Source organism: Maribacter algarum (ex Zhang et al. 2020) (assembly GCF_005885635.1).
In the GTDB taxonomy this organism is placed as follows: domain Bacteria; phylum Bacteroidota; class Bacteroidia; order Flavobacteriales; family Flavobacteriaceae; genus Maribacter_C; species Maribacter_C algarum.
This window is the reverse complement of the sequence record NZ_VATY01000004.1, coordinates 273,724-296,293: the sequence shown is the minus strand read 5'-3', so window position 1 is coordinate 296,293 and position 22,570 is coordinate 273,724. Positions and strand designations below refer to the sequence as shown.

Sequence of the window (22,570 nt, the reverse complement as noted above, 5' to 3'; positions counted from 1 at the left end):
GTACTTTGACAGGCTTAGCATGACATTTTTCTTTTGTTTGGCTTTTCAAGGACTTCGTACCTCGTATTTATTATTCCGTACTTTGCTTTAAATTTACAATTATCGGTTGAGACTCTCTTCCGTAAAAATCAATAAAAGTCAGCGCAACATATTTTCTTTCTCCAATGATTTCTGAGGGAAGAGTCACTTCTTTGCCGTTTTCCACAGAAAGTTTTGTGATTAATTTTTTCAGGGGATAGGTTTCTTTTTCGTTTTTCCCTGAAGGATATATCATCACATACCGAATAGATTCTTGGTCGTCAAATTTTAATTCAATCGTATCATTTGATTTTCGAATTGATTTTGGCGCGATAAAGTTTTTTGGGTTCTGGGAAGCCAATTTAGATACTGGAGAAAGCGCAGGTTCTTTATAATGTTTTCGTTTTAAATACTTTACTACATCAGCATTGTCGTTCATTAAACTTTTCGCACTAAAAAAAGCATTCCCCTGAACAACATTTTTTTCTCGTGAATAGCTGATTTGATTTGGAAGCTCCTTTTTGTCATCCCAGGCTTTGTCACTATTATTCCTGATTTTATAAGGTCCATTACCAATATATAAATTGGTGTTTTGACTGTTGTCTGACCACCAATCCACTATTTTGCGATGGGAGGCCACGGGCAGCTCCATGCTCCAATATACTTGAGGAATCAGATAGTCGAGCCATCCTTTTTCCATCCAAAGTAAGGGGTCAGCATACAAATCTTCGTAGGTTGTTTGTCCGGCTTTGGTATCGGAACCTTTTGGGTCGGTGGATTTGTTTTTCCAAACCCCAAACGGACTTACTCCAAATTGTACCCAGGGTTTTCTTGATTTGATAATGTCATGGCTGTTTTTGATAAGGGAATCAATATTGCTTCTGCGCCAATCTTCTAAATTCTGATTGGGTAAAGCACAATTGTAGTAAGAAATGGAATCTTGAAAAACTTCACCTTGTATTCGGTACGGATAGAAATAATCATCAAAATGAATACCATCTACATCATAATTGGTTACTACTTCATCAATAACAGAAGCCATTTTTTGCTGTACTTCCGGTAAACCGGGGTCGTAGTAGTATTTCTTTCCGTATTTCAACATCCATTCTGGATGCTGGTTATAATCATGGGCCTCACTTAAAATTTCGGTTTTCAAATCAAAGGTGGCACTATAAGGGTTAAGCCACGCATGAAATTCTATTCCGCGTTTATGCGTTTCGTCAATCATCCATTTCAAAAGCGATGATTTTGATGTTGGAACTTCACCCTCTGTTCCCGTTAGAAATCGGGACCATGGAGCATGATTGGAATCATAGAAAGCATCTCCAGCAGTTCGTATTTGAACAATAGCCGCGTTGAAGTTGAGGTCTTGATAGAAATTAAGTATTGCTAAGAAATCCCTTTTTTGCTTTTCTGCCGAATCATTCCCATTCTTAGGCCAATCGATATTTACCACGGTAGCTACCCAAAATCCACGAAATTCTGTTCGGGGTTGGGGGATAGATTTGAATACCGAGCAGGAACTTACCGATATGAATAGGATTAAAAGTGAAAGTGTTCGAAGCATTTAGATTTTAACTATTTCGTTAAAATACAAACCTAATCAAACTTATGTCGAACAAAAGCTTCCATGGCGGCATAATCTGAAAGGCCGAGTTCATTATACCTTCTTGCGGTATCACGATTTCGTTCTTCAGCACGCATCCAAAATTCTCTAGTGTCATCGCCCTGAAACATCACGCCATCTTTTTGCGATTGATGTGCGAAAATTGCATTCCGTTTTCGTAATACTTGTCCTGGACTCATAGGCACGGCCATTTCAATTTCATTGATATCCCATTCGTGCCATGCTCCCCGGTAGAGCCATAGCCAGCAGTCTTTAATCCATGATTCGGATTTTAGCTGCTTCATGGCCTCAAAAACTGCATCCAAACAAACACGATGGGTACCATGCGGGTCGGCCAAATCTCCCGCAGCGAATATTTGATGTGGTTTGATATCTTGAATTATGTTCACTATAATGGCGATATCTTCTTCTGACAGGTTGTTCTTTTTAATGGTTCCTGTTTCATAAAAGGGAAGGTCTAGAAAATGCACGTTACCGTCTGCCAAACCTAAATAGCGCGTAGCTTCGTATGATTCTCCTCTTCTGATATTTCCTTTTAGTTTTCGAACTTCCGATGAATCGAAACTACTTTCAGTTTTCGCTTTTATGGAATCAATAATGGCTTGGGCTTCCTCTGAGGGAGCAATCCGCTTGGCGATTTCTGCATATTTTCTTGCATCAGCATCTGATACAGCTATGTTTCCTGAAGTTTGATAGGCGACATGTACCTCATGCCCTTGCTCTATTAATCTATCAAAAGTCCCTCCCATTGAAATTACATCATCATCGGGGTGCGGACTAAAAATAATAACACGTTTTTTTATTGGTGTCGCTCTTTCAGGTCTGTTCGTGTCGTCGGCGTTTGGTTTTCCTCCGGGCCATCCAGTAATGGTATGTTGCAGGCGATTAAACATTTTAATGTTGAGGTCATACGAATCATGAATCATCAACAAATCTGCCATTCCATTGTCGTTATAATCCTTATCTGTTAAGCTTAAGATCGTTTTGCCTAGCTTGGTACAAAGCCAGACAATTGCTTTGGCAGTAAGTTCCTCAGTCCACTCGCAAGGCTTTACTATCCAAGGTGTTCTGTTTCTGGTCAATTCGCTACCGGCACCAATATCGAGGACGAAGGTGCAATTCTTGTGGCTTTGTAAATATGTAGCCGGAACCTGGGATGATATTTCTCCCTCAACAGTATTCTTTATTATCTCAGCTTTGTTTTGCCCCCAACCAAGTAGTACAATTCGCTTTGCACCAAGGACAGTAGCGATACCCATAGTAATGGCTTTTCGTGGTACATTATCTATGCCTAAAAAAGCGGGTGCGGCATCTACTCTTGTAATATGGTCAAGGGTAATGACACGGGTGCCAGAATTGTAATGCGACCCTGGTTCGTTAAAACCTATGTGTCCTGTGCGCCCGATACCTAGGAGTTGGAAATCAAGTCCTCCGAAATCTTTTATCTTTTTCTCATAGGATAAGCAATAGTCGACTACTTTTTCATTGGATACTTTCCCATCTGGGATATGTACATTTTCAGGAAGAATATCCACATGATTAAACAAATGCTCATGCATGAAATAGTGATAACTCTGGGTATTTTCCTTATCCATCGGTAAATACTCATCCAGATTAAATGTAACTACGTTCTCAAAACTCAGTCCTTCTTCTTGATGCATTCGAACGAGTTCTTCATATACGCGTATGGGGGAAGAACCGGTTGCTAATCCTAAAACACACATTTCATCTGATAATTGTTTTCTGCGGATTAGCTTGGCAATTTCCTCCGCAACCTCGATTGAGGCGTCATTCGAGTTTTCAAAAATCACATTATGTATTTTCTCGAAGCGGGTTTCTTCAAACTGTCCTACTGGTTTGTATCGGATATCGGTTTTAATTCGTGCAGCCATTGTCGTCATGTAATTGAATGAATTTTAGGTTTTTGGTCTGTGTATAATTACGGCAAATGTATGCAATAATATTTACATTTGCTGTTTTTTGCAAGATATTATGCTGTTTTTTGCTTTTATATAAAAACAAAATCGATAAAACAGTAAAAAACGGCATATGGATTTATTCGCTATATTTGTATTTTCAAGCTAGAATATATGTTAAAGGAAGAGCGGCAACAGACGATATTAAATGAAGTAGAACTGCATAATCGGATACTACTTACCGATATTGCAGAGACGCTAGATGTATCAATCGATACAGTTCGAAGGGATGTAAAAGAGTTGGATTCAGAGCAAAAACTTAGAAAAGTTCATGGGGGGGCTATTTCCCTTGGATTTACAACGAGTAGTACCCGAAACACCAACATTTACGCCCTGAAAGAAAAAATGGAGATTGCTGAAAAAGCTTTATCGCTCTTGAAGGAAGGTTCTGTAATCTTTGTTGATGGAGGTACTACTTGTCTAGAATTAGCACGATTAATTCCTATCGACTTGGAATTGACCTGTTTCACACTGAGTTTGCCGGTGGCAATGGAGCTATCTTCAAAACCGAGTGTTACAGTCATTTTTATAGGTGGACAGATTTCTAAAGATGCGCAGATTTCAATTGGTGCAAATGCTATTCATAATCTTTCGGAAATCAAAGTTGATTATAGCTTTATAGGAACCGGTTATGTAGATTCCCAATACGGTCTTACGGAATTTGACTGGGACATTGTTCAATTAAAAAAGGCAGTCATAAAAGCGGCAAAGAAAACGGTACTTTTGTGCATCTCGGAGAAACTTAATTCGCAACATCGTTATAAAACCTGTGATATCAATGCGATAAATACAATGATTACCGAGTTAGCTCCAGAAAATGAGCTGTTAAAAAGTTTTAGAACACACGACATACATCTTTTATAATTCTATGGATTACATTAAAATCACCGAAACTCCCTCAAATCATGATAATTTAGAGCAGCTGGATACTGATTCAATCTTGACTAAAATGAATCAAGAAGACCAACAAGTGGCTGAAGCCGTTGCACTGGTAATTCCTCAAATTTCAAAACTAGTGGATGCCTTGGCGGAGCGTTTTGTTGATGGAGGACGTCTTTTTTACATTGGTGCAGGAACAAGCGGAAGACTAGGGATTTTAGATGCTTCTGAGATTCCTCCGACTTATGGAATGCCACACGAGAGGGTAGTGGGGCTAATTGCTGGAGGTGATATTGCCATTCGCAAGTCGGTAGAACATGCCGAAGATGATAAGCAACAAGCTTGGAAAGATTTGATGGAGCACGATATCAATTCAAATGATGTTGTGGTAGGAATTGCTGCTTCCGGAACCACTCCCTATGTCTTAGGAGGAATAGCCGATGCTAAAGCAAATGGATTGTTAACAGCTGGAATTACTAATAACCCTGGTTCTCCTTTGCCTAAGTCCGCTGATATTGCTATTGAAGTCAATGTAGGCCCTGAATTTGTTACGGGTAGCACCCGTATGAAAAGTGGTACTTCTCAAAAATTGGTTTTGAACATGATTTCCACCGCGTTGATGATAAAAATTGGAAGGGTAAGAGGAAATAAAATGGTCAATATGCAATTGAGCAACAATAAGCTAGTAGACCGAGGAACCCGATATGTAATGGAAGGTTTAGGTATTTCCTATTCTGAGGCAGCACAATTACTAAACGAACATGGGTCCGTAAAAAAAGCGATTGAGGCTGGTAGTTAACCGAAATTATTTTTTTGGAATAAGTTTATAAACTCCTTTTCCTTCAACAGCTACATAAATATACCCGTCAGGTCCTTCCTTTACATCGCGAACACGCCCGATACCGCCCATTAATTTTTCGCGCTTGATTACTTTAGTTCCTTCTATTTCAAGACGTTCTAAGTATTGAAAGGCCAGAGAGCCCACTAATAAACTTCCTTTCCAGTCAGCTCCGTATTTTTCTGTTGTTACAAAGGTCATTCCGCTAGGTGCAATTGAAGGAACCCAATAGTGAATAGGCGGTTCCATACCTTCCATTTCGGTTTTGTCTGTGATTTTGGTTCCGCTATAATTTATTCCATAGGTAACTACAGGCCATCCGTAATTTGCCCCAGGCTTAACTATATTAATTTCGTCTCCACCTCTCGGTCCATGCTCGTGGTCCCATATTTCTCCAGTATCCGGGTGTTTTGCTAATCCCTGTGGATTGCGATGTCCATAACTATAAATCGCTTTTTTTGCCTTGTCTACAGTCACAAACGGATTGTCTTTTGGAATGCTTCCATCGTCATTAAAACGATAAACTTTTCCTCCATCTCGATTGATATCCTGAGGGTTTTCATCGCGAGCGCCTCTTTCTCCAATAGAAAGAAACAGATATCCACCGTTATCAAATGCTATCCGAGAACCAAAATGCTGTCCTTTTGTAGTATTAGGTCCGGCCTTGTATAGTAATTCTTTGTTTTTCAACGTGTTACCTTCCAATTTAGCACGCATTAGAGCCGTATGACCACCCTTTCCGCTACCTTCTGATGAGGAATAGGAAATATAAATCCAACCGTTGGTTGCATAATCCGGATGAATTACAATATCTAGCAGTCCACCTTGACCTCTAACGTAAACTTCTGGAACATTGGAAATTGTAGTTCTTTTTCCATTCGCAAAGTGAATCAATTCACCGGATTTTTCTGTTACTAAAATTCCGCCATCAGGCAAGAAGGCCATACCCCAAGGAATCTGCATTTCATCGATTAATAGCTCTGCTAAAAAGGGAATATTTTTTGGTGTAGAAACCTGATTTTCAGAATCTTGGGCGCAAGAAAAGTTGAACAAGATAACGAATAAGCAAGAAAGAAAGACACTATTTTTCATAATCGAACGTTAGAAGTATAATATAAGGTAAACCCGTAAGGGTAAAATTAAACAGAATTTATAAGTTTAAATAATTACACGAAGAGAATATTTAGGTCCCCAAGTTCTAAATATTCCTGCCCAAATTGACTTAACCTATGCTCCAAAAAAACTCACGGCACTTTTGGTATGCCGTATTACTGATGATCTTATCAGTAGTATGTACCACCGCTGTAGCAAATACTCGAGTATTTAGTTTTATCGCTGAAGTAGCTTCTGTTATAGAAACTACCGTTGTCAGTTCTTCGACTGAAGATACGACTACTCTGGCTACACACAATTCAAACTCAGAAAATTTAACATCTAAACCCATTTCGGTTTCGGCACCGATGTTCATGACTATCATTCAAGGGGCGGATGAAGAACTGGTATGTGCCGATGATGGAAGTACCGTAGCAAAATTTAGCCTCTGTGGTGATTCAGATGATCGCATAGTTTCAGTAAGTGGTGGAGGTTCGTTAGAATGGCAACAGGCAACAGGAGGGTGTACTCCCGATTTGAATACCCCTTGTCCTGATGCATCTTGTAGTTATACTACCGTCGGCTCAGGTTCAACATTTACGATCGATGCAAGTACAATACCTGCCGCTACTGGCTCAGAATTTAGAGTAAGGGTAAATGGTTCGGGACCTTGGTACTACTTCGAGGTTGCTAAAAGTACTATTACTCAAACCTTCGTGAAAACTGATTTCATCTGTGGTGTAGATGGTAGAATTCAAATTACCGGTCTTTCTAGCGCATATGAGTTCAGTATTGATAGTGGAAGTGGTTTCGGACCATGGCAAGGACCTATCTTTGACAATTTAACCCCTGGTTTTTATAATGTTAAAGCACGTCAACAAGGAACTCCAGGAGCTTGTGAGTATCCATACGCACCAATCGAAATTGTTCAACGAGACATCGCAATAGACGTCACTTATGTGGACGCCCAATGTGCGGGAGATACGGGCAGCGTTACGGTTAACGTAAACAATACAGTACCGGGACCGTACAAATACACCTTATTGGACGCAGGTGGAGTTCCTCAGGAATTTACCGCTTTCTTGCCTACTGACAACTATACTTTTGCGGCTGTAGGTTTCGGAACCTATATTGTTCAAGTAGAAACACAGCAATGTACGGGTGATCCACTAAACGGTATCGACCCACCCAGACAGCCTCTTGATACCGGCGGGAATCCCATCGTAATTGGTAATGGTCTAGTAGCTTTGGATGCTTCAACAGAGGTAAACAGCAGTTTCGGTTGTTCGACGATTACCGATGTTGATATTACCGTAAATACAAGTGGTGGTTCTGCGCCATACACATTTACCGTAAATGGTGGACCTTCGCAACCATCTTATACAGGAACAACTACTTTCAATGTAACTGCGCCTGGGAGTTATGACTTTCTAATTACCGATAGTAATGGTTGTACGATTCAAGCCTCTGCTAATGTTGAAGATCTAGCGCCTCCGACTGTTACCGCTAGTGGAGTCGACGGAACTTGTTCGAACGGGGGCGCGAGAATCAATTTTAATGTTACCAATGCAAACGGATATAATTTATCGTATCGTGTAAATACTGGAGATCCTTGGGATACGAATACCTCGATTTCTGTTCCAGCAACTCCGGGTGGAACTACCTATACAGGGATTTCGGTTAGATACCAACAAGGCGGTTTTGAATGTACTTTAGACCTTCCGGATATTACAGTTGCCAGTGTTGGGGTGATTACCGGTTCTGCTACAAAGGTTGCTGACAGAACATGCGACGGTTCAGGAGGAACGATTGGTGGCCAAATCGATTTTGGAGCAGCAAGTGGTGGATCAGGAAGTGGCTATGTTTTCAGTATTGATGGACTCAACTTTAATGCAACCACATCTTTTACAGGGCTAGTTCCTGGAACTTATACGCCGATGGTAGAAGATGGTGGCGGATGTCGTTTGGAGCTTACACCAATAACAATTTTAGATATTGATCCCCCAACAGATATCGATTTTATTTCTACGAATAGTAATTGTGCAGCCAATACAGTTGATTTGCAACTAGTACCAACTAGTAATGCTGCGATTGTAAACTACTCGATTATTAGTCCAGTAGTTCAAAACAATGGAGGTAGTGATACTTTTGTAGCCTTAGACGCCTCTCAGTCCTATATTTTTCAAATTACAGATGCAAATAATTGTACCTACACAGAAGGATATTCCCCTTCCATAATCAGTTCCATTCGAGCGAGGGTAAAATCCGGAGGAGATACGCAGGTATGCTCAGGTGCAAGTGATGGGTCTGGAGCGTTTCTTATTGACGGATTTGCTAATACCTATCAATATCAAATAAACGCAGATCCAGTTGTTACAGGTCAGACAGCCGGCGAAGTAGCAATCACGGGTCTAGGACCGGGAACCTATACGATAACAATTACGGATGAAGATACCGGTTGTACCGATACGGCGAACTTCACGGTTTCAGAACCGGCAACACCTTTGTCATTATTAGGAACTGTAACACCAATGTCATGTAATAACGGTAATCTCGGTAGAGTAGTTGCAAACCCAACTGGTGGTTGGGGAAATAATAGATATACCTTGACGTATCCTAACGGAACAACAACTGTAGGACCAAAATCGGGACCAACATTTGGCGGGCTTTCTGTGCCTTCCACCCCTGGAAATCCGTATACCTTGTTAGTAGAGGATGCGGAAGGTTGTACAGCAACTTTCACATTTGACTTAACGCAAATAGATTCTCCGACAATCGCATTGGACGCTGTATCTTCTGATTTCTGTTATGTTCCCGGAACAGGAGCTACTATGGTAGTAACGTCGACCGCGGGCTCTGCAGCTATTGGAACACATCAATACAGAATTAATGGAGGAACATTACAAGCAAGTAACACTTTTACAAATCTTAGTCCAGGCAACTACTCCATTGAAGTTGTTGATGGTAATAATTGCAGTGATACTATTAACGTAACGGTGAGACCTCAATTGAGGGTAAATACTAGCATAGAAACGGCAATACCTTGTGGTGGAGCTGATGGGCAAATTCGAGTTCAGGTTACGGGGGGGTATTTGTCAAATCCTAATCCAAAATTTTACGAAGTTAGTTCAGATAATGGAGGAAGTTTTGCTGCACCAGTTGCCTTTACGACAAATAACTTTCTGTACAATACCAATGTTGACGGGACCTATATTTTTAGAGTATCTGATAACGAAGGATGTATAGCAGAATCAACGCCAATAGTCCTAGATCCCCCAGTATCTTTGGACCCAGCTACCGTAAATGTCGTTCCTGCTAGTTGTGGTCAGACTAATAATGGTATTATGACTATTATTCCTGATGCTACAAGTGGTATACCACCTTACGAAATTAGTTTTGAAGGAGGCGCATTTGGAACACAGGCTACTTTCTCAAATTTGAACGCTGGCCAAACCTATAATTATATCATTCGTGATGCGAGAGGTTGTCAAGTAACAGGTTCCGAGCTGATTCCGTTGGATGGAACTGCAGCACCTGATGCCACAGTAGTGCCTAATTTGGCAGTTTGTACAACGGGTACAGTAGAAGGTTCTATTGACGTTACTGGAGTAACAGGAGGTAGTGCGGATTTTACCTATATATTGGAAGATGAATTCGGAATTGAACTTACAAGAACGGGACCAACGGCTAGCACGACGGCCAATTTTGGCAATTTAGAACCGGGTATTTATACCATTGTGACGATTGATGCATTAGGATGTAGGGATACCGATACAGTCACTGTTGTTCAAACTACAGTTGATGTGGTTCCTGACCCTGTTACTCCAGTCTGTAGCGTTACCGGTTTTACGAATACCGTTGAGATTTTCGGTGGAGTTGGACCCTTTCTGATTCGTTTGGAAAACGACCCAGCGGCTCCGGTTGCTCCGAACAGCCCGCCTAGAAGACATACATTCACGGGCTTACAATTTGGAGTTACCTATACTGTTGAGGTTACAGACACGGCTACTGGATGCGTTTATCTTGATGAAATTCCACCGGTTGACGGACCAACGACATTAGATGTAACAGCAAGCACAACCCCGGGATTTTGTGATGCCAATCGTTTCGGACAAATAACTTATGATGTCAATGGTTTTGCGCCAAGTAGTGATTTGGTAATCGAATTGTTAAACACTGATACTGGAGCACGAATTACATTGGAGTCTCCAACGAACGTTTCGCCTACACATTCTGGTACGCACGAAACACTTCCAGGGAATTATCAGATCATTGTAACTGATCTTACGGATAACTGTACAGATGCAGCTCCGGTCACGATTGTTCAAAATTTACCTTCTATTGATATTCTTTCAACAAACCCTGCCAATTGTACTGCTGATGGTTCATTTACTGTACAAGGAAATGGCGGCGGCGGCGGACCGTATTTGTTTGCCTTTATGTCCGTGGGAACTCCCCCAACTCCAGGAGATTTTAGTCCTACTACCACCTTTTTCGGGGCAGCAGGTAACTATGACGTATATGTACAAGATGCTTTAGGATGTACTTCATTTGCGATTGCGGAAATCATTCCTTTAGATCCTGCGTTACCTGCACCTACATTTGTTGTAGACAATCAATGTGCGGTAGCATCGCCAACGTTTGATATCATTGTAAGTGTTCCATCCAGTGTTGACACGCCACGATTTACTTTGGGGGGTGACACGCAGTTTCCTGTATTGAATGGCGGAGGAACTGCATGGGAATATACCTATACCGTAACTACTCCTGGTAGCTACATAGTCGATGTTGTCGATGCAAATGGTTGCGATAGTCAAGGAACGGCAGAAGTATTTGAATTTTTATCCGCCTCTGGAGGCTTTTCCACCGAACCATCTTGTAACAATGCCGATGGAGAGATTACTATTATTCCGAATGGAGGCAGTAATAATTTTGACTACGCGTTAACAGGGACAGATTATTTAGCAAATCCCGTTGTACTTAATCTTACAAACATAACAGGTAACGGTGTGTTTACAGGAATCACTCCAGGTAGTTACCAAGTAGTTGTAACTGATAGATTAGTAACTGATGGAGTTGCAAATTGTACCTTCTTAGTTGACAATATTGACCTAGATGCAGCGACGCCACCGGTGATTTTACCACCAGATGTTCAAAATGTAACATGTAATGCAGATGATGATGGGAGTATAGACATTACGCTACAAGCGGGAACCGATGTCGATTCACCAATTGACTATCGTCTACTAGATTTCGCAACAAGAGCTTTGATTTCAAATAATGCTTCTGGTTCATTTCCAGGACTTGCACCAGGAAGTTACGAGGTGGAAGTAGTTACGGATCGGAATTGTATTGCTTTATCTGGAATGATAAATATTACAGAACCAGTGGTTTATACTATCGATGCAACTGCCCCAGATTTTACTTGTGTGGTAGGAGCGAATAGGTTCAGTTCTACAATTATAACAACGACCATCACAAGCCCAGGAACGGCAGGAAACTACCGTTATAGTATTACTGGTTTTGAGAATTACCAAACAAGCCCGACTTTCGAGATTGTAGATAATGGAAGTGTACAAAACATTACAGTGTATTCCATAGATGATAATGGTTGTCAGGCTACGGCTAATGTAACGATAAACCCACCTATGGATGTTGTTCCGTCCATTATTCAAATCGACCCACTCAACTGTAGGGATGATGAGCGTGTTCGTATTGAAGTTATTGGAACAACCGACTTTACAGTTTTAACTGTGTCGGCAACTTCGGTTGCTCCAGTTACGAATAATCCAGGCGATAATTTTGTGGATGTATTCTTACCGGCATCTGGAGATTACCTTTTTGAAGTTCAGGATAATTTGCCTGGCGGATGTGCCTACCCTATGCCTGTTCATACAGTTGTTGAACCAATTGAACCCACAGTCGTTATTGCTGAAGTTGAACCTATTGGTTGTTTCGGTGCTAGTGATGGAGAATTGTCAATTGAGGTTACAGACTATACCGGTCTTTACTCATATACCGTATATAGTGGCAATGATTCAGGTAAAACGACTCCTTTGGCGACTGGTAACTTAGATACAGCTAACAACCCAGAAACTATTACGGGTCTGCCGGGTGGTAATTTCTTTGTTGAAGTAACTTCGACCGCAACTCCTTTCTGTTCGGCCGAAAGTAACATTGCAACAATACGTACGCCGAATGGAGCATTGGCAGTAACAGCTGCTGAGGTTGGCAATGTAAGTTGTAATAACAATACCGGAATCATAGAAGCGACCGGCGTTGGTGGCTGGGATACTTCAGCTTATGAATATCGTCTTTTACAAAGTCCTGATGGTATTGCCGCTTACACCGAAATTGTTGCGTATGGCGCAAGTCATCAATTTACGGGTCTTTCGTTTGGATTCTATCAAGTTGAAATTCGAGATGTTGAAGGATGTCCAAACACTTTTGATATCGAACTTGTTGAAGTTCCGCAAATTGATGCAGGTATTCGTGAACCTTTGGCTTTGCAATGTCCTAATGGTAACAATGCTATTCTAGAGGCTTTCGACCCAACAACTGGTGACGCAACAACGGCAACCGCTGGAGCGAGTGGAGGTTTCCCTGGTGCGGGATACACTTACCGATTACTTTACCTAAATTCTAATGATAATACTGATATCGCTTCTTCAAGTGGATTGCAAAACACACCCACCTTTATTGGCGCAACTGGCGGATTTATAAGCGAAGGATGGTATGCAATTGAAGTTACTTCTAGCTTTGATTGTGCATTTGTTACAGTACCTTATTATGTAGATCCACCACCACCAATCGAACCGAGGTTAGCACAGACACGTGTACCTGGTTGTGGCGGAAATGGTCAAATCCGTTTGTTTATTGACAACCACGATCCATTATCTAGCTTCGAATACGAATATCGTCAAATACCTACTCCTGACCCGCTTACGGATCCTTGGATAGATATGGGTGTTGGAGTAACGGAGGTGTTCTTCGATGTGCCAGGAAGCCCAACAGGAATTAGCTACCAGTATGAGGTTCGCAAGAAAAATTCAGCAAATACTTGTTTGCCAGTAAATACAAATGGTATCACCTTGACAGATGCTTTAGGTATACAAATACTGCCAAACTCTCCTGTAGATGATATTTCTTGTGCCTCGGAATTAGATGGACGAATTGAATCCTTTATCAATGGAGGTGTAGGAGGTGAAATGTTCACCTTGTATATCGGTCAGCCAACTGATGGTTATAATCCCGGTACGGCTACCGTATTTAGAGGTCCTCAACCCATAGGAACTTTTGAAGGTATCCCTGCTGGAAGTGATTATTGGATTGGAGTGACAAGTGGAGCAACTTGTGATGATGTCGCCGGACCGTTTGAAGTGTTACGTCCTGAACCTATTCTTTTTACACCGACGGCAACACCCACAACGTGTAATGGTACTGCTGATGGTCAAATTACAATTGAAGTTACGAGTGGCGGGGTGGGATTAATACAATTTGCAATTGCCCCTAACTTTAATGAGTTCTTTAGTGAAGTGACAACACCAGGTATCTATACCTTTGATGAGCTAGCCGCTGGTAGCTATGAAGTCTTAATTCAAGATGAAAATGGATGTTTTGAAAGAACTACTGTTGAGGTAACAGAACCTGAGGTGGTAACTGCCAATTTGGTGGATGTGACCCCAGAAACATGTATTGGTTTTGCCGATGGCACGGCCCAAATAAATGTGGTTGGAGGTACACCATTTGTCGATACTTCTACATTTGCAACATATTATGAAACACGATTGGTTGGTCCAAACTCCGACGGAAGCGAAGTGTTTGTTCGAAATGATAACCTGTATTTTGATAATTTAATAGGTGGAGAATCTTATATCGTCTTTATTAGAGATGCTAATGATTGTTCTACGGATATTATAATCCCAATTGAAATTGGTGTTGATTTAACAGCATCACCTGAGGTAGTGTATGGTTGCGAAGGAATCTTCCCGAATAGCACGGCTACAGTAACGATGTTGGATACAAGTCTGCTTCCAGATTTGTTGTTTGCACTAGACCCTGCTGATCCAACAGACGCGATAAGTTCTAATGCAGGCACACAAACTTCTTGGGGAGATTTACCAGCGGGAGATCATGTTGTTTATATCTATCACCAAAATGGATGTACCAATTCAGTTACGTTTACAACGGAGGTATATGAACCATTGACATTGACTGCGGAGAAAACAGGCCCAAATGAGGTCACAGCGCTAGCTGAAGGCGGATTTGGAAACTATGAGTATTTCTTCCAGGGAGAGTCAACAGGTACCGAAACTGTTTATACTCAGAATGAAAATGGTGTAGTCAACATAGAAGTACATGATGAAGGTGGTTGCGTAGCTATGATTGCTATCCCTTTTGAATTCACTGGAATGTTGGATATTCCGAATTTCTTTACCCCAGACGGGGATAATAACAATGACTTCTGGGCTCCTAATAATCGTGAGTTCTTCCCGAATATCGAAGTCAAAATTTATGACCGATATGGAAGAGTTGTTGCGATTTTGGATCAAGTTGCCAAATGGGATGGCAAGTATGAAGGTACCGAACTTCCAACAGGAGACTATTGGTATGTGGTGAATGCCAATGACAAAAGTAAAATACGTTATGTGGGGCACTTCACCTTATACCGATAAACTAAAAAATACATAAATGAAAAGGCATCCAATCGGGTGCCTTTTTTTGTATCTTGATTTTTTAAAATGATTTGTCCATATAAATGAAGAAATACCTTTGTACATTGTGCGTTGTAGTGCTTTTTCAGAGCTGTGCAGCTCAATCAAAACCCAATTTGATTGATGCAGAATTGGAAACTGTGACAACTGAAAAATTAGCATATTACCTCTACTTTCCTGAGGATTATGAAAAAGAAACTGAAAGGGAATTCCCTATTCTTTTGTTTCTTCATGGAGGTGGAGAATCTGGTAAAGACTTGACGGAAATAAAGCGAAACGGTCCTCCTAAAATGATTGTGGAAGGAAAGCAATTTCCTTTCTTGATTCTTGCTCCCCAAAACCCATATCAAAAAAAATGGTGGAATACACGTGCTTTGAATCAATTATTGGACAGTGTTGTTGAGAATAATCGAGTAGATAAAAAGAGAATTTATTTAACAGGATTAAGTAGAGGGGGAGGAGCCGCTTGGGAGATGGCCGTGCAGTATCCTGAAAAATTTGCAGCTATGGCTGTTATATGCGGTATGACGCCCCTTCCGTATGCAGCTTGGATTGATAAAAATATGCCAATTTGGGTTTTTCATGGGGAAGAAGACGAATCTATTCCTATCTCTGAATCAGAGACCATGGTGAATAGATTAAAGGGAATGGGATATGATGTAAAGTTTACCCGATACCCTGGGGTGGGTCATAATTCTTGGATACAAGCATACAAGACGGAGGAGCTGTATGATTGGTTTATGAGACAAGAACGAAAGGATTGATTTCTAATATGGTAATTGATACAGATTCTTCGTGTTCTGTTAGAAATAAACTGTTCATTTCATTGCTTTTTTAGTATTTTCAACAAAACCTAAAGTCGCAAAAATCAATAGTTATGAGAATCCTAAAAACCACGGTCCTTTTCTTTTTTTGTCTTGTCTTAGGGAATGCCTACGGAAACACAGAACCTGAACTTTTAAAGAAAAAGAAACCCAGAAATGTAATTTTTATTCTAACTGACGATCACCGTTTTGATTATATGGGCTTTACTGGGAAAGTACCTTGGTTGGAGACTCCGAATATGGATAAGCTAGCTGCCGAAGGAGCTTATTTGCCCAATACTTTTGTAACTACTTCGCTATGTTCGCCAAGTAGGGCTTCCATCCTTACCGGACAGTTTTCGCATTCACATACTATTGTGGACAATCAGGCACCTGACCCTGGTAATTTGACCTACTTTCCTCAGTACCTGGAAAAGGTAGGTTATCAAACCGGATTCTTCGGAAAATGGCATATGGGAGATCATGGTGATGAACCCCAACCAGGGTTTACCCATTGGGAAAGTTTTCCTGGTCAAGGAGTATATTATAATCCCACGTTAAACATTAATGGTAAAAGAACAAAATATCAGGACTCAACTTATATAACTGATTTACTGACGGAGCATGCCGTGGATTGGTTGGACAATCGTGATAAGAAGAAGCCTTTTTTTATGTACTTATCTCATAAAGCGGTACATGCAGGTTTTAAGCCTGCGCGACGTCATAAAGGCAAATACAAGGGGAAACGTATCGAATTGCCAGCTACTTATGATCAAACAAAAACGGGAGCATATCGCGATTTAAAATGGCCACAATGGGTTGCAGACCAGCGTATCAGTTGGCACGGGGTTGATTATATGTACCATGATAATCGTGATATTCATGAAATGGTTGTTGACTACTGTGAAACCCTTTTAGGTGTTGATGAAAGTGTTGGCACCGTGATGGAATATTTGAAAAAAGAAGGTCTTGATGAATCGACATTGGTGATTTACATGGGCGACAATGGTTTTAGCTGGGGAGAGCACGGACTAATCGATAAACGCCATTTTTATGAAGAATCTGTGAAAGTTCCATTATTAGTGCGATGTCCAGAATTATTTGAAGGTGGGATAACTCCTGAGCAAATGGTACAGAATATTGATATTGGACCAACAGTCTTAGCTGAAGCTGGCGTGAAACAACCTGATAATATGCCAGGAGTTTCTTTTATTCCGATTTTGACAGGAGATACAAATGCTCCCTCACGAAAGGAGGTTTTCTATGAATATTACTGGGAATATGATTTTCCGATGACCCCAACGGTTTTTGGTATGCGAACGGATCAATATAAATACATGAAATTTCAAGGTATTTGGGATAGAAACGAATTGTATGATTTAAAAAACGACCCAGATGAAATGTATAATTTAATTGCAGATCCTGACAAACAGGAAATTGCCAAATCGATGTCTATTGCTATTTATGATTGGTTGGAAAAAACCAAAGGCATGAATATTCCCCTTAAGAAGACCGTAAAATATCGTTTTGGGGATTACAAACATAGGGGAGAACATTGATATGAAAAAGAGAATCTGGTTTCTAGCTACTGTTACATTTCTGTTTAGCACAATTGTTCATGCGGAGATAGTCCTACCAAACATTTTTACGGATAATATGGTACTTCAAAGAAACAGCGAAGTACATATATGGGGTTGGGGAGATTTGAACGAAGAGGTTACCATTGTCACAAGCTGGGATGATAAGGAGTATAAGGTGACCACACTGTTAACGACCAAATGGAATCTTCAGGTTTCAACCCCTGATGCCGGAGGCCCCTTCACGGTTCATGTGAAAGGAAAATCGAATGAAATAATTTTAAAGAATGTTTTGATTGGAGAAGTTTGGCTTTGTTCCGGACAGTCAAATATGGAGTGGAGTGCCAATCTCGGAATTGATAATGCTGCTGAAGAAATAAAAAATGCGAACTACCCGAATATTCGATTTTTTAGTGTAACCAAGAGAACCTCTGAAACTAAACAGGACAATATAATAGGTTCTTGGGAAGAATGTACTCCCGAATCAATGCAAGATTTTACAGCAATTGGATACTTCTTCGCTAGGAAACTTAAGGAAGATTTGGACATCCCGATAGGAATAATAGATACTGGGTGGGGAGCTACAAGTGCTGAGGTTTGGACTCCTGAATCGGTTTTTGAAGAAAGCACTTATCTGGGGGAACAGGCAAAAAAAATAGGAGAAAACAAATGGGCCCCCGTGAAACCTTCAATTTTGTATAATGCGATGATTTATCCTTTACAACAATTCAAAATTGCTGGTGCATTATGGTATCAAGGAGAATCAAATACAGCGAATAATGAAAGTTATGAGGAATTGTTTTCTAAAATGATAACATCATGGCGTAAGAACTGGGGGTATGACTTTCCTTTTTATTATGTGCAAATAGCTCCCTATACATATGGGAAGCCAGAACAAGGGGTCTTAGTTAGAGATGCTCAAAGAAGAGCTTTGAAGATCGAAAACACTGCCATGGTGGTTGTTAGTGATATTTGTACTGTGGACGATATACATCCAACAAATAAGCAGGATGTCGGACTTCGACTGGCCAATATTGCCTTAAAGGAACAGTACAAAAGTCTTCAGGCAGAAGTATATGGTCCATTATTTAAAGAAATTAACATTTTAGGCAGCAAAGTTGAAGTGAGTTTTGACCATTCCGAAGGTTTAAACTTTCAAGGAAAAAAAGGCACACATTTTGAAGTCGCAGGTACCGATGGTAATTATTATGTCGCTAAGGCTAAAATCAAGGATGAGAAAGTAATCCTTTCAGCTAAAGAAGTAAAAGAACCTAAAAAAGTCCGATTTGCTTGGAGTAATACTGCGTTACCTAACTTATTCAATGGAGCAGGATTACCAGCTTCCAGTTTTATCAGTAACTGATTTTTCTTGTTTCTATTCCTGAATTATCAAAAAACAGGACTTCTTTCGCCCCGTCGTTGATTGAAAAAGTTCTGCTAGATTGTGATTGAAAAGTGTTTCCCCAATAGTATTCAAAAACTTGTTTGCTTCCATCCGTAAATGAAACTATTACTTTTACTTCGTTTGGTTTCAGGGCTAATACCTTTTCTAAATCTCTATGCTTGGGCTCGAAAACGCGTAAAGAATCGTTGTTCTGAGAAGCAATAATCAATGATTTTTCATTTCCTAGCGATATGGAAACCAAACTTTTACCATCACCGGGGACATAAAAATTGCTTTTTTCAATGGGAATTGTATTAAAATCACCTTTTCCCGAATTCCTTAAAGCCAGCCCTATTAAAGCATCGGCTCTACCTTGTTGAACCTCCATACCATAATCATTTCCAACCAACAAGAGGTCAATGTTGTTATCATCGTCTAAATATTTTGGAAGAATACCAAAAATCGGACCTATTTGGGCCTCCGTAGGAAGAGCGTGCATGTCAAACTTACCACCACCAATATTCTCTATCCATACAGATTTCATATAGTTAAATGATAATACAGTTGCATCATCTAGGAGTCCATCTGAAAACATTTCGGGTAGGGTAGAGGCTCCAAACGCACCGAACGAATTGAATTTTTTACGGATGCCAACATATTGTTTGGTAACATCCTGCCAGGGGTGGTATAGATATTCTTTTCGTGTGCCAATACTATCTCTTAAATAATATGAGATTAGGGGATCAATAGTTCCATTTTGGTCTAGGTCTTTAGCATAGACCCGAACAGGTTCTTCTTTACTTCCCTGGAAATTAATGTTCCGTCCATAATTCCCTGCTATATAGTCCATATCGCCATCATTATCTATGTCGGCCGCCGCCAGACTGTTCCACCACCCTAGATTTCTTGAAATTCCAGTTTCGTTGGTAATTTCCTTTAAAATACCCTCATTATTTTCAAAAAATCGTATTGGAGCCCATTCACTTGCAAGAATTAGGTCAGGCCAGAAATCACCATTAAAATCGGTCCAAAGCGCGTCACATATCAAACCTGGAGATGCTAGCTCCTTTGATACTTCTTTAGTTACATCTACAAAACTAATATTGCTTTCCGTACTCTCGTTTCTAAGAATATAGGACCTTTCGCCCGTTGGGTAGGCAAAGGGTTCAACACGACTACCTACAAAAAGGTCTAAATCTCCATCTTTATCAAAATCAGCAGCCTTGACAGAAGAAGAGTTAATTCGAATATCTGGAAGGCTATTGGCGGCTTCCTCAAAACTTCCCTTGCCATTGTTTATAAGTAGAATGTCTTTATAGTACTTGTCATCCTTTGGGTACTGACCACAGCCTCTGGCAATGTATAAATCAAGGTCGCCATCATTATCAACATCGAATAATAGAGTCCCTGCATCTTCTTCCTCTAATTTTGCATTTGATTTATAGGCGACTTCCTGTTGCTTAAAACTTCCATCTTTTTGTTGCAGGAACCAAGATTCTTTAAAATTTCTACTTGCGGCCACAAAAAGGTCATCTAGGCTATCATTATTAACATCTCCCACAGCGAGAGATGGTCCAAACTGCGAGAATTTATGGGGTAAGGTACGCTGGAAGTTAAAATCGATAAAATCAATATCCCGTACATTGTGTTTTAAACCGTATTCACTGGAGGCCTCCTTCATCAAGGTTGTATCCCATTTGTCCGGAGTTTGTTGTATACCAAGTAAATTAGATTGATAGGAAATTGTAAGTGTCGTGTCTAACGTAACTTCCGTCAATTTTTGGATATTATTATCCGGCCAAGAAATTTTAATACTGTCCAGTTTAGTTTGTTTCCCTAGGCCAAAATGCAGTGTCTGTTCGGGTTGAGATAGGTATCCTCTTCCTGATAATACGGACTTCTTCTGAGTCGCTCCATCCGAATAAATTTCTACTGTTGCCCCAATTGCCACCGGATTTTTAGTGTTCCCCTTTAATTTTAGCCTTAAATAATGGTTGCTAGTCTGTAGTTCGGATGAATTATTCTCTAAAAGAAGTACGGGGTCATTTATATTGTTTACTACCAGGTCAAGATCTCCGTCATTATCCAAGTCACCGTAGGCCGCTCCACTTGAAAAGGTTCCAAAATTCAAGCCCCACTCGTTAGTAAGGTCATCAAAGGTGGAATCTCCATTATTTCTAAAAATAAAGTTGGGTATCTTAATCTCTGGAATTGCTGCTAACAATTTTTCTTTGCTGACAAGCCTACTGGCGGTTATTCTAAAGTCACCAAAATCCCTATCGGTAACATCTTTGGGGAATCCGTTTGTGATAAAGAGATCCTGCCACCCGTCGTTATCAAAATCCGCAAACAGTGGAGCCCAGCTCCAATCAGTTTCGTGAACACCAGCATACATACCGATATCCCCAAATATGGGCAGTAGAGTCTCTGGATTGACACCATGATTGACTTGTAAGGTATTTCGAGTGTACTGGTATTCATAATTATACTTGCGGGTAAATATCTCCTTTGAATAACTACTAGGACCTTGAAATAGTTTTTTACGTTTATTGTAGTAAGGTTGCATTTCGGTCGTGTAAATATCCATTCGCCCATTATTATCAATATCAGCAATGTCGCTTCCCATGCTCGATAGACTGAAATGTTTGAAAATATCCCCGGCTCGGTTTGTAAAGGTTCCATCTTGATTGTTTATGTAAACTAGATCGTTACTTAAAAAATCGTTTGCGACATAAAAATCAGGCCATCCGTCTTGATTAAAATCATGAACTATGGTGCTATGGCTGTAACCATGATAGCGAATGCCCGCTTTTTCTGAAACATTAATGAATTTCGGATGCAGTAAGCTATCGTTTTGAATGTTTTCATAAAGCACATCTTTGCTTTTTGAAGTTCCATCGTCATCAGAGGGGCGAAACTCCGTGGGGTTTATTCCTTCAATACAGTTTACCCCAACGAATAAATCAAGGTCTCCGTCTAAATCAAAATCAACGAATTGGACGTGTGAAGAATAACTTGAATCATTTATGCCATAAGCCGCAGCCATCTCCTCAAAGGATGGTACGCTTTCTTTATCAACTCCCTTGTTGATATATAAAAGATTTTGGCGCTGATACGGATTTTTTCTAAAAGTATTACACACGTAGATATCTAGCAGCCCGTCACTGTTTATATCGATAATTGAGACACCTGATGACCACATTAGTGAATCTGGTTTTGAAACTTTTGCTTTTTCAGAAACATCCTTGAACTTTAGTTCACCTTTATTTAGAAATAGCTTGTTGTCAACTTGATTTCCTGCGATAAAGATGTCATCCAAACCATCCCCATTAACGTCGCCTAGCGCTATCCCTGCGCCATTATATACAAACTCGTTATTGAGTATGTTTATCGAGTCATTCTCTGTAAGTTGGTTATTAAATTCTAAACCAGATTGAGAACTATCGATATTAGTAAATAGGGTAGTAGGCCTCTTTTCCTTGCATCCACTTATAAAAATTAATATAACTACTAAAGGTAATAAAAGCTTAAAGGACAGGACTTTTTTGTTATGCATTCGGTAGTCTGAATTTACATTTATGATATGCACAAAGATGCATGAACAAAGGGAAAGAAACAAAAAAAGCTGCTCGTTAGAGCAGCTTTTAACTTATTGTAAAAGA

10 protein-coding genes are annotated in these 22,570 nt (G+C 40.3%); 6 read left to right on the top strand and 4 right to left on the bottom strand.

Going from position 1 to position 22,570, the window contains the following annotated elements; all coding sequences use genetic code 11:
* Positions 1-70: 70 nt before the first annotated feature.
* Both FEE95_RS18240 and nagB read right to left on the bottom strand, forming a co-directional pair.
* Positions 71-1,585, bottom strand: coding sequence for a glycoside hydrolase family 10-like protein (locus tag FEE95_RS18240; RefSeq protein ID WP_138659458.1), 1,515 nt, complete (start codon positions 1,583-1,585; stop codon positions 71-73).
* 32 nt (positions 1,586-1,617) lie between these two features.
* Positions 1,618-3,546 carry a glucosamine-6-phosphate deaminase gene (nagB, locus tag FEE95_RS18235; RefSeq protein WP_394347959.1) on the bottom strand — a complete coding sequence of 643 codons (1,929 nt, stop codon included), beginning with the start codon at positions 3,544-3,546 and terminating at the stop codon, positions 1,618-1,620.
* Positions 3,547-3,735: 189 nt separating this feature from the next.
* On the opposite strand from nagB, the gene FEE95_RS18230 reads away from it, so the two are divergent.
* Together FEE95_RS18230 and murQ are read left to right on the top strand one after the other, a co-directional pair.
* Complete coding sequence (locus FEE95_RS18230) at positions 3,736-4,485, top strand: DeoR/GlpR family DNA-binding transcription regulator (protein ID WP_138659457.1); 750 nt, start codon at positions 3,736-3,738, stop codon at positions 4,483-4,485.
* A 4-nt stretch (positions 4,486-4,489) separates the two neighbouring features.
* Positions 4,490-5,299 carry an N-acetylmuramic acid 6-phosphate etherase gene (gene murQ, locus FEE95_RS18225; protein ID WP_138659456.1) on the top strand — a complete coding sequence of 270 codons (810 nt, stop codon included), beginning with the start codon at positions 4,490-4,492 and terminating at the stop codon, positions 5,297-5,299.
* 6 nt (positions 5,300-5,305) lie between these two features.
* On the opposite strand, the gene FEE95_RS18220 is transcribed toward murQ, so the two are convergent.
* Positions 5,306-6,430: a PQQ-dependent sugar dehydrogenase gene (locus FEE95_RS18220; protein WP_138659455.1), complete on the bottom strand. Its 1,125-nt coding sequence runs from the start codon at positions 6,428-6,430 to the stop codon at positions 5,306-5,308.
* A 137-nt stretch (positions 6,431-6,567) separates the two neighbouring features.
* Here FEE95_RS18220 and FEE95_RS18215 point away from each other — a divergent pair, with 137 nt between their 5' ends.
* The 4 genes from FEE95_RS18215 to FEE95_RS18200 all read left to right on the top strand — a co-directional run bounded on the left by FEE95_RS18215 (position 6,568) and on the right by FEE95_RS18200 (position 18,887).
* Complete coding sequence (locus tag FEE95_RS18215) at positions 6,568-15,105, top strand: T9SS type B sorting domain-containing protein (RefSeq protein ID WP_138659454.1); 8,538 nt, start codon at positions 6,568-6,570, stop codon at positions 15,103-15,105.
* An 83-nt stretch (positions 15,106-15,188) separates the two neighbouring features.
* The gene (locus FEE95_RS18210) at positions 15,189-15,908 is read left to right on the top strand and encodes a carboxylesterase family protein (protein ID WP_138659453.1); all 720 of its coding nucleotides are present in this window, start codon (positions 15,189-15,191) and stop codon (positions 15,906-15,908) included.
* Between the two features lie 113 nt (positions 15,909-16,021).
* A complete protein-coding gene (locus FEE95_RS18205) occupies positions 16,022-17,506 on the top strand; it encodes a sulfatase family protein (protein ID WP_138659452.1) in 1,485 nt (494 codons plus the stop codon).
* Position 17,507: 1 nt separating this feature from the next.
* The gene (locus FEE95_RS18200; RefSeq protein ID WP_138659451.1) at positions 17,508-18,887 is read left to right on the top strand and encodes a sialate O-acetylesterase; all 1,380 of its coding nucleotides are present in this window, start codon (positions 17,508-17,510) and stop codon (positions 18,885-18,887) included.
* Here FEE95_RS18200 and FEE95_RS18195 read toward each other — a convergent pair.
* Entirely contained in the window at positions 18,877-22,464 is a 3,588-nt protein-coding gene (locus tag FEE95_RS18195) for a VCBS repeat-containing protein (RefSeq protein WP_138659450.1), read from the bottom strand. The genes FEE95_RS18200 and FEE95_RS18195 overlap by 11 nt on opposite strands.
* Positions 22,465-22,570: the final 106 nt, after the last annotated feature.

Excerpts from the sequence above, each read along its gene's own strand:
- nagB (WP_394347959.1), bottom strand. The coding sequence starts at position 3,546 with ATGACGACAATGGCTGCACGAATTAAAACCGATATCCGATACAAACCA.
- FEE95_RS18205 (WP_138659452.1), top strand. The coding sequence starts at position 16,022 with ATGAGAATCCTAAAAACCACGGTCCTTTTCTTTTTTTGTCTTGTCTTA.
- FEE95_RS18200 (WP_138659451.1), top strand. The coding sequence starts at position 17,508 with ATGAAAAAGAGAATCTGGTTTCTAGCTACTGTTACATTTCTGTTTAGC.
- FEE95_RS18195 (WP_138659450.1), bottom strand. The coding sequence starts at position 22,464 with ATGCATAACAAAAAAGTCCTGTCCTTTAAGCTTTTATTACCTTTAGTA.
- FEE95_RS18220 (WP_138659455.1), bottom strand. The coding sequence starts at position 6,430 with ATGAAAAATAGTGTCTTTCTTTCTTGCTTATTCGTTATCTTGTTCAAC.
- FEE95_RS18240 (WP_138659458.1), bottom strand. The coding sequence starts at position 1,585 with ATGCTTCGAACACTTTCACTTTTAATCCTATTCATATCGGTAAGTTCC.
- FEE95_RS18230 (WP_138659457.1), top strand. The coding sequence starts at position 3,736 with ATGTTAAAGGAAGAGCGGCAACAGACGATATTAAATGAAGTAGAACTG.
- FEE95_RS18215 (WP_138659454.1), top strand. The coding sequence starts at position 6,568 with ATGCTCCAAAAAAACTCACGGCACTTTTGGTATGCCGTATTACTGATG.
- murQ (WP_138659456.1), top strand. The coding sequence starts at position 4,490 with ATGGATTACATTAAAATCACCGAAACTCCCTCAAATCATGATAATTTA.
- FEE95_RS18210 (WP_138659453.1), top strand. The coding sequence starts at position 15,189 with ATGAAGAAATACCTTTGTACATTGTGCGTTGTAGTGCTTTTTCAGAGC.